An 8,106-nucleotide genomic window follows, 5' to 3' on the forward strand; every position below is an offset into this window, starting at 1 on the left:
TCCGATCCGCTCGGCGCGGCTCCGCTCGGCGCGGCGCTCGCGGACGGCGGGTTGGCCGCCACGGCGGCGTTGTCGCCGGTCGCCTTGAGCACCTTGCGGAAGCGCATCTGCGCGGCCTGGCCGACGTTCTTCAGCTGGTCGTCGGACTCACCGGCGACGGAGACCACGATGTTGCGGTTGCCCTCGACGACGACCTCGGCCTCGGCCACGCCGAGCGCGTTGACCCGCTGGTCGATGATCTTGCGAGCTTCCTCCATGCTGGCCTGCGGCGGCGGCTGCCCGTTGGACTGCAGCGACGCGACGTAGGTCGCCTGGGTGCCGCCGATCAGGTCGAGGCCGAGCTTGGGCTCGAGCCGCTCGTGCCAGTCACCCTTGGCGCCCGCGCCGAAGAAGACCAGGGCATAGAGGATGACGAAGAGGAGACCGAGCACGGCGAGCTGCCGCCCGGGATGACTCTGTCCCTGTGGTGGTCGTGCCACGACTGTCGATCTCCTCGTACTTCTCGGCCGCGGCGGGAGCGCGCGGCGCTGGGGATGAATCCGGGGGTACAGACGGACGCCGGGCCGGTGGTCCGCCGCGCAGGCGGGTTTCCGGCCGATTTGCCCGGCGCCGATTATTCACAACAACGAGCCGTCCGGCTGCCCCGCCTCACGGCCTGTCGTACTTTTCCGGTGCGGCCCGCGGTGGGGACCGGCCGCCGCCGTCAGTCCTTGGTCTTGCGGGTCTCGACGACCGGGCTCTCGATCGGCGTGGTCGCGCCGGGCTCGGTGACCGGGTCGGCGACGACGGGCTCGTCGTCGGCGACGACCTCGTCGGCCGGCGTCTGCTTGACGACCTTGGCGATCGCCGGGCGGGCGAAGCGGGCGTTCACTCCGGGAGAGATCTCCACGGTCACGACGTCGTCGGCCACGTCCACCACGGTCGCGTGCAGGCCGCCGATGGTCACGACCTCGTCGCCGGGGCCGAGCGCGGACTGCATCTGCTGAGCCTCACGGCGCCGCTTCTGCTGCGGGCGGATCATCATGAAATACATGACGCCGAAGAGCAGGACGATCAGAAGCAATGGCGTGAAACTGCCACCGCCCTGCGCTTGAGCTGCGATAGACACGAAGACGACCTTCCAGACTGGCCCTGGGGCCCGCGGCGCGGCGTGGGGCACACGACGGGGCGATATACACATCCCGTTCGAACGGCGGCGAGTCTAATCCCTCTAGCTGGGAAGTAGATAAGCGGCACACGTCACGTTCACATTACGGAGAGCTTTCGGCGTCCCGGGCGAACAGGTCGGGTTGCTGCGGCAACACGCCCCGGCCCTCCGGCGGCCGCTTGCCGAGGTGCTGCCAGCCCGCGTCGGTGGCGACCCGGCCCCGCGGCGTACGCGCGAGCAGCCCCGCCCGCACCAGGAACGGCTCACACACCTCCTCCACGGTGTCGGACTGCTCCCCCACGGCCACGGCCAGCGTGGAGAGCCCGACCGGCCCGCCGCGGAACGACTCGATGAGCGCGCGCAGCACCGCCCGGTCGAGCCGGTCCAGTCCGAGCTGGTCCACGTCGTACACGGTCAGGGCGGCCTTGGCGGTCACCTCGTCGACGATGCCGTCGCCACGCACCTCGGCGTAGTCGCGGACCCGGCGCAGCAGCCGGTTGGCGATGCGCGGGGTGCCGCGGGAGCGCCCGGCGATCTCGGCCGCGCCCTCCGGGGTGATCGGCACACCGAGGATGCGCGCGGAGCGGTGCAGCAGCGCGTCCAGGTCGGCCGGCGAGTAGAAGTCCAGGTGGGCCACGAATCCGAAGCGGTCGCGCATCGGCCCGGAGAGCAGCCCGGCCCGGGTGGTGGCGCCGACCAGCGTGAACGGCTCCACGTCGAGCGGGATGGCGGTGGCCCCGGGCCCCTTGCCCACGACCACGTCGACCCGGAAGTCCTCCATGGCGCTGTAGAGCAGTTCCTCGGCGGGTTTGGCGATGCGGTGGATCTCGTCGATGAACAGCACGTCACCCTCGGCCAGTCCGGTGAGGATGGCCGCGAGGTCGCCGGAGCGTTCGATGACCGGGCCGCTGGTGGTCCGGATGCCGGTGCCCAGCTCGGCGGCCACGATGTTGGCCAGGGTGGTCTTGCCCAGGCCGGGCGGCCCGCTGAGCAGGATGTGGTCGGGCGGGGTGCCGCGGCCCATCGCGCCCTTGAGCAGCAGCTCGAGCTGGTCGCGGACGCGGTGCTGGGCGATGAAGTCGGCCAGCCGGCGGGGCCGGACGCTGGCCTCGGCGTCGAGCTCCTCGTCCTCGGCGAACGGCGAGACGAGGTCGCCGGGATCGTCGGTCATCGGGTGCGGCCCAGCAGCCGGATCGCCTGGCGCAGCAGCACCGGCACGGCCGGCACCTCGCCGTCGATCGACTCGGCGACCGCGGCGACGGCCTGGTCGGCCTGCTGCGCCGACCAGCCGAGCGCGATCACACCCTGGCGCACCTGCTCCTGCCAGCCGCCGCTGAGCGAGCCGGCCACCCCGTCGGGCCCGGTCGACACCGCGCCGATGCGGTCGCGCAGCTCCAGGACCAGGCGTTCGGCGCCCTTCTTGCCGATCCCCGGCACCCGGGTCAGGGTGGCGATGTCCCCACTGGACACCGCGCGGCGGACGACCTCGGGTTGATGCACGGCGAGCACCGCCTGGGCCAGCCGCGGGCCGACCCCGCTGGCCGTCTGGAGCAGCTCGAACAGGTGCTTCTCGTCGTCGTCGGCGAAGCCGTACAGGGTGAGCGAGTCCTCCCGCACGACCATGCTGGTCGACAGCCGGGCCTCGGCGCCGGCCTTGAGCCCGGCCAGGGTGGCCGGCGCGCACTGCACCTGCAGGCCGACCCCGCCGACCTCGATCACGGCACTGTCGGTGGCGATCGCGGCCACCACGCCACGCACGCTGGCGATCATCGTCGGTGTCCTCCCCTGCGAGCGGAGGCGGCGGCCACGGCCGCGGCCTGGATGCGGGCGCGGGTGCCACCGCGCCAGATGTGACAGATCGCGAGGGCCAGGGCGTCGGCGGCGTCGGCCGGGCGCGGCGGGGCGTCCAGCCCCAGCAGCCGGGTGACCATGCTGGTGACCTGCGCCTTGCCGGCGGTGCCGGAGCCGGTGACGGCCGCCTTGACCTCGCTGGGCGTGTAGGTCTGCACCGGGAGCCCGGCCCGCGACCCGGCCAGGATGGCGACGGCGCTGGCCTGGGCGGTCCCCATCACGGTACGGACGTTGTGCTGGCTGAAGACCCGCTCGACGGCGACACTGTCGGGCCGGTGCTCGGCGACGAGCTCCCCGAGCGACTTGTCCAGGTGCAGCAGCCTCAGCGCGATGTCCTCGTCGGGCTCGGAGTAGACGACGTAGTAGCCGATGAGCTTGCCCGGCCGGCCGGGCACCCCCTCGACCACGCCGACGCCGCACCGGGTCAACCCCGGGTCGATGCCGAGCACCCGCACCAGAACCCCCCTCGGACGTGTGTTCGACACCCTATGGGATGGGCCGGGTCGAGCTGCGGGCGACACACACATCTCGATCAAGATCAAAGTCAAGGACATGTCGTGCCTGGTCGCATGGCCCTGACCGTCGCTCCCGCCGAGACCGGGCGAGGGTGACCAATCGCCTGGCGGCTCATGGACGGCCACCCTCACCCTGCCGTCTGATTGCATGGCCGAGGTGGTCTTGGTGGTCGTCTTGCGCCGGCTCTGCGGTGCGCCGACCATGGGACAGGGAGGTCACCATGGCTTACCTCATCCCGCCGATGGAGGACGAGACTCCGCCGGAGTTCATCGCCTTCGTAGCCGCGCGGCACGACATGCTGCACGACGAGGCGGCCCGGCTGACCGGCGGCGAGCGCTCGGCGCCGGAGCTGTGCATGCAGGTGCTGACCGACCTGGCGGGCCGGTGGCGTTGGCTGACCTGGATCGGCCGGCTCACCCGCCGGGATGCCGCCGCGCGACTTCTGGACCGTCGCCTGACCGCGCGGACGAAGCAGTGGCGCGAGGACCAGATCTACCCGGTCGAGGTGCTGGTTTTGGGCGACCACGACCGGATCCCGCAGGCGGCGGTGCCGTCCGCAGCGCTGGTGCAGTATCAACGCCCGCCGGCGCCCGCTCATGAATCGGTCGCCCAGCAACTCGCGGCCCTGCTGCCCTCCACGGTCCGGTCCGGCACCGAGGTCATCGCCGAGGCGGAGATCGCCTGGGTGCACGCCTACCGCCGTTACCTGTGGCGGCGCTACTGCGCCGTGGGCGGCGGCATGGTCTTCCTGGTCGGCGGCATGGTCCAGTTCATGTCCCAGTTCTCCGCCACCACCTGAGCGGTCAGCGGGCGCGGTGCTCCGCTTCGAGCTCGGACAGCAGGAGGCTGCGCTCGCGCTCGTACGCGGACTTGCCGTCGCCGGAGTGGGACAGGACGTGGACGAGCACGAGCGCGTCGTCGTCGGCCCGCTCGGGGGTCTGCTCGACGATCCAGTACTCCGGGATGCCGCGCTGGGCGTACCAGGCCATCTTGTCGGTGTGCTCGCCGTTGCGGGAATTCTCCGAGACGATCTCGATGACCAGGCGGTACGCCGAACCGGGCAGGTTCGAGTACGACGCCAGGCCCGGTGGCAGGACGTCGACGACACCGAGATCGGGCAGGCGGTTGTCCCGGGGTCGTTCACCCAGCACGCCGGGATCCTGAAAGACCTGCAGCCCGGCCGTGTGCAGCAGCAGGAACAGCCGGCCCGCCATCGACTTATGCCAGAAGGTGGACGGCGTCATGATGACGAGGTTTCCCTCGTGCAGCTCGTAACGGTAACCCTCGGGCAGGGTGAGGAGGTCGTCGACATCGATACTCTCGATCGGCGGCAGATTGATACTCGCCATTACAGGGACCCCCTCACCCTACTAGTCACGCGACTACGTGTCACGCGTCACGCGTCGATGGCGGCCATCACTTCGTCGCTCACGTCGAGGTTCGCATAGATGTTCTGGACGTCGTCGCAGTCCTCGAGGACGTCGATGAGCTTGAAGCACTTGCGGGCCGCTTCCTCGTCCACCGGGACCGTCATGGTCGGGACCAGGGAGGACTCCGCCGAGTCGTAGTCGATGCCGGCTTCCTGCAGCGCCGTGCGGACCGCCACCAGGTCGGTCGGCTCGCTGACCACCTCGAACGACTCGCCCAGGTCGTTGATCTCCTCCGCGCCCGCGTCCAGGACGGCCAGCATGAGGTCGTCCTCGGACAGGCCGGCCTTCGGGACGATGATCACGCCCTTGCGGTTGAACAGGTACGACACGCTGCCGGCGTCGGCGAAGGTGCCGCCGTTGCGGGTCAGGGCCGTACGGACCTCGGTCGCCGCGCGGTTGCGGTTGTCGGTCAGGCACTCGATCAGCAGGGCCACGCCGTTGGGGCCGTAGCCCTCGTACATGATGGTCTGCCAGTCGGCGCCGCCGGCTTCCAGGCCCGAGCCGCGCTTGACGGCGTTGTCGATGTTGTTGTTGGGAACCGAGCTCTTCTTGGCCTTCTGGATGGCGTCGTAGAGCGTCGGGTTGCCGGCCGGGTCACCACCGCCCGTGCGGGCCGCGACCTCGATGTTCTTGATCAGCTTGGCGAACATCTTGCCGCGCTTGGCGTCGATGACAGCTTTCTTGTGCTTCGTCGTCGCCCATTTGGAGTGGCCGGACATACAAAACCTCCGTGTTAACCGTGCGTCTTCGGCCTGCCCTTCCAACCGCCCCGCCGCCGCCCGTCAACGGGCCGAGGACTGACGAACGATCTCGACGAAGTACCGGTGGACGCGGAGGTCGCCGGTGAGCTCCGGGTGGAAAGCCGTGGCGAGCAGGTTGCCCTGCCGAACGGCGACAATCCTACCGGCGGCCGGCCCGGTCGTGACGCGGCCCAGCACGCTGACTTCCGCGCCGACCTCCTCGACCCAGGGGGCGCGGATGAAAACGGCGTGGAAGTCGTCACCGGGAATGTCGTCGATGGCCACGCCGGCCTCGAACGAGTCGACCTGCCGCCCGAAGGCGTTGCGTCGCACGGTCATGTCGATCCCGGCGAACGACTCCTGGTCGGGCCGCCCGTCCAGCACGGTCGTGGCCAGCATGATCATGCCGGCGCAGGAGCCGTAGACGGGCATCCCGCCGGCGATGCGCTTGCGGATCGGCTCGAGCAGCCCGAACGTGATGGCCAGGTTGCTCATGGTGGTGGACTCGCCCCCGGGGATGACCAGGGCGTCGACCTGCTCGAGCTCCTCGGGCCGGCGGACCGGCCGGGCCAGGACGTCGCTCTCGGCCAGGGCGGACAGATGCTCCCGTACGTCGCCCTGCAGGGCGAGCACTCCGATGTTCATGCGCTCCTCTTCTATTCACCACTCACGCACAAGGAAGGGCGCAGGGTCCTGTCCTGGAGCGACAGCTCCTCGGGGCCCTGCGCCCGGCCTCGGCGGGAGCGACGGTCAGCACCATGCACCCAGGCACGACATCGTGCTTCTCGGATTTACCAGCCACGCTCGGCGAGCCGGTGCGGCTGCGGGATCTCCTCGACGTTGATGCCGACCATGGCCTCACCCAGCCCGCGCGAGACCTTGGCGATCACGTCGGGGTCGTCGTGGAACGTGACAGCCTTGACGATCGCGGCGGCACGCTGGGCGGGATTGCCGGACTTGAAGATGCCGGAGCCGACGAAGACGCCCTCGGCGCCGAGCTGCATCATCATCGCCGCGTCGGCCGGGGTGGCGATGCCGCCCGCGGTGAACATGACAACCGGCAGCTTGCCGGCCGCGGCGACCTCCTTGACCAGGTCGTACGGCGCCTGCAGCTCCTTGGCCGCGACGAACAGCTCGTCCTCGGCCAGCGACGTCAGCCGGCGGATCTCACCCCGGATGGTGCGCATGTGCGTGGTGGCGTTCGAGACGTCGCCGGTGCCGGCCTCACCCTTGGACCGGATCATGGCCGCACCCTCGGTGATCCGCCGCAACGCCTCACCGAGATTGGTGGCGCCACAGACGAAAGGCACGGTGAAAGCCCACTTGTCGATGTGGTTGGCGTAGTCGGCCGGCGTCAGCACCTCGGACTCGTCGACATAGTCGACGCCGAGCGACTGCAGCACCTGCGCCTCGACGAAATGCCCGATCCGGGCCTTGGCCATGACCGGGATGGAGACGGCGTCGATGATCCCGTCGATCATGTCGGGGTCACTCATCCGCGAGACGCCACCCTGGGCCCGGATGTCCGCCGGCACCCGCTCGAGCGCCATGACCGCGACAGCACCGGCATCCTCAGCGATCTTGGCCTGCTCCGGCGTGACCACATCCATGATCACACCACCCTTGAGCATCTCGGCCATCCCCCGCTTCACGCGAGCGGTACCGGTGAGGGACGTGGGGCTCTCAGAGCTGGACACAGCGAAGACTCCTTCGGTTTGATCTCCGCTGAATTTTAGGACGGCCGAAGGGTGCCACCGATGGCCAATCGACCCCAAGGTGGCCTGCTCGGGGCTCTTTCCTTCATCAAGATCAAGTTCATGTCGTGGCTGGGTGGGGGGTGCTGACCGTCGCTCCCGCCGAGGTCGGTCGCTTCGCTCCCTGCCTTGTGCGGGACCACTCGCCCTCGCCCGCACTGCGGGCAAACCCCGGCTCCGCCTCCGGACCTGTTTGCGCTTCGCGCCGGGCGGGGGGCGCTGGGTTTTGTTGCGGGGCTTGCCGTGCCGCCTCGCGGTGGGGGCGGTGCTTTCGAGTGGCCGGCCGGCCGGCGGGCCGGCTGAGAGGCTGCGTGGCTTGGCGACCGGCTGCCTGGCTGGCCGGGCGGCGGGGCAGCCCGGCAGGTTGGGTGGCGCGGCCGGCTGGGCGGGCGGACCTCGGCTGGTGGAGCCGCGATCGGCTGGTCGGGCGGACCTCGGCTGGTGGAGCCGCGATCGGCTGGTCGGGCGGACCTCGGCTGGTGGAGCCGCGATCGGCTGGTGGGACCGGCTCGGCTGGTGGGGCTGGTGGGGATGGAAGGCCGACGCGAAAAAGGGCCGCCCGGTGGGCGGCCCTTTCGATGCTGCGGGAGGTCAGCCGACCAGCGTCGGGATCTTCTCGAACAGCTGCGTCGTGAACGTGACCATCTCGTGCAACATCCAGTTCCCCG

At 70.2% G+C, this 8,106-nt stretch carries 10 protein-coding genes and 1 pseudogene; 2 read left to right on the plus strand and 9 right to left on the minus strand.

Annotation, left to right across the window (positions count from 1 at the left end):
- The 5 genes and pseudogenes from ACWEOZ_RS43780 to ruvC form a co-directional block, all read right to left on the minus strand.
- A pseudogene (locus ACWEOZ_RS43780) lies at nucleotides 1-479 on the minus strand (protein translocase subunit SecD); the annotation flags it as partial.
- Nucleotides 480-703: 224 nt separating this feature from the next.
- Complete coding sequence (gene yajC, locus ACWEOZ_RS43785) at nucleotides 704-1,108, minus strand: preprotein translocase subunit YajC (protein ID WP_451916585.1); 405 nt, start codon at nucleotides 1,106-1,108, stop codon at nucleotides 704-706.
- Nucleotides 1,109-1,250: 142 nt separating this feature from the next.
- The gene (gene ruvB / locus ACWEOZ_RS43790) at nucleotides 1,251-2,318 is read right to left on the minus strand and encodes a Holliday junction branch migration DNA helicase RuvB (RefSeq protein WP_451916586.1); all 1,068 of its coding nucleotides are present in this window, start codon (nucleotides 2,316-2,318) and stop codon (nucleotides 1,251-1,253) included.
- Nucleotides 2,315-2,917: a Holliday junction branch migration protein RuvA gene (gene ruvA, locus ACWEOZ_RS43795; RefSeq protein ID WP_360557170.1), complete on the minus strand. Its 603-nt coding sequence runs from the start codon at nucleotides 2,915-2,917 to the stop codon at nucleotides 2,315-2,317. The genes ruvB and ruvA overlap by 4 nt, the downstream gene beginning before the upstream one ends.
- Entirely contained in the window at nucleotides 2,914-3,453 is a 540-nt protein-coding gene (gene ruvC / locus ACWEOZ_RS43800) for a crossover junction endodeoxyribonuclease RuvC (RefSeq protein WP_451916587.1), read from the minus strand. The genes ruvA and ruvC overlap by 4 nt, the downstream gene beginning before the upstream one ends.
- A gap of 281 nt (nucleotides 3,454-3,734) precedes the next feature.
- Here ruvC and ACWEOZ_RS43805 point away from each other — a divergent pair, with 281 nt between their 5' ends.
- Nucleotides 3,735-4,313, plus strand: coding sequence for a hypothetical protein (locus ACWEOZ_RS43805; protein WP_451916588.1), 579 nt, complete (start codon nucleotides 3,735-3,737; stop codon nucleotides 4,311-4,313).
- A gap of 4 nt (nucleotides 4,314-4,317) precedes the next feature.
- Here the strand turns inward: ACWEOZ_RS43805 and ACWEOZ_RS43810 are convergent, their stop codons facing one another.
- From ACWEOZ_RS43810 to pdxS, 4 genes are all read right to left on the minus strand, one after another.
- Entirely contained in the window at nucleotides 4,318-4,863 is a 546-nt protein-coding gene (locus ACWEOZ_RS43810) for a Uma2 family endonuclease (RefSeq protein ID WP_451916589.1), read from the minus strand.
- Between the two features lie 47 nt (nucleotides 4,864-4,910).
- Nucleotides 4,911-5,663 (minus strand): YebC/PmpR family DNA-binding transcriptional regulator, encoded by a 753-nt coding sequence (locus ACWEOZ_RS43815; protein ID WP_451916590.1) that lies wholly within the window; start codon nucleotides 5,661-5,663, stop codon nucleotides 4,911-4,913.
- A gap of 63 nt (nucleotides 5,664-5,726) precedes the next feature.
- Nucleotides 5,727-6,329 (minus strand): pyridoxal 5'-phosphate synthase glutaminase subunit PdxT, encoded by a 603-nt coding sequence (gene pdxT, locus ACWEOZ_RS43820; RefSeq protein WP_451916591.1) that lies wholly within the window; start codon nucleotides 6,327-6,329, stop codon nucleotides 5,727-5,729.
- Nucleotides 6,330-6,475: 146 nt separating this feature from the next.
- Nucleotides 6,476-7,381 carry a pyridoxal 5'-phosphate synthase lyase subunit PdxS gene (pdxS, locus tag ACWEOZ_RS43825; RefSeq protein ID WP_451916592.1) on the minus strand — a complete coding sequence of 302 codons (906 nt, stop codon included), beginning with the start codon at nucleotides 7,379-7,381 and terminating at the stop codon, nucleotides 6,476-6,478.
- A gap of 460 nt (nucleotides 7,382-7,841) precedes the next feature.
- Between pdxS and ACWEOZ_RS43830 the strand changes: the two genes are divergently transcribed.
- On the plus strand, nucleotides 7,842-8,106 hold a 265-nt coding region (locus tag ACWEOZ_RS43830), incomplete at its 3' end, for a hypothetical protein (RefSeq protein WP_451916593.1).

The organism is Actinoplanes sp. NPDC004185 (genome assembly GCF_053603475.1).

Excerpts from the sequence above, each read along its gene's own strand:
- ruvB (WP_451916586.1), bottom strand. The coding sequence starts at position 2,318 with ATGACCGACGATCCCGGCGACCTCGTCTCGCCGTTCGCCGAGGACGAG.
- ruvA (WP_360557170.1), bottom strand. The coding sequence starts at position 2,917 with ATGATCGCCAGCGTGCGTGGCGTGGTGGCCGCGATCGCCACCGACAGT.
- ACWEOZ_RS43805 (WP_451916588.1), top strand. The coding sequence starts at position 3,735 with ATGGCTTACCTCATCCCGCCGATGGAGGACGAGACTCCGCCGGAGTTC.
- ACWEOZ_RS43810 (WP_451916589.1), bottom strand. The coding sequence starts at position 4,863 with ATGGCGAGTATCAATCTGCCGCCGATCGAGAGTATCGATGTCGACGAC.
- ACWEOZ_RS43815 (WP_451916590.1), bottom strand. The coding sequence starts at position 5,663 with ATGTCCGGCCACTCCAAATGGGCGACGACGAAGCACAAGAAAGCTGTC.
- pdxT (WP_451916591.1), bottom strand. The coding sequence starts at position 6,329 with ATGAACATCGGAGTGCTCGCCCTGCAGGGCGACGTACGGGAGCATCTG.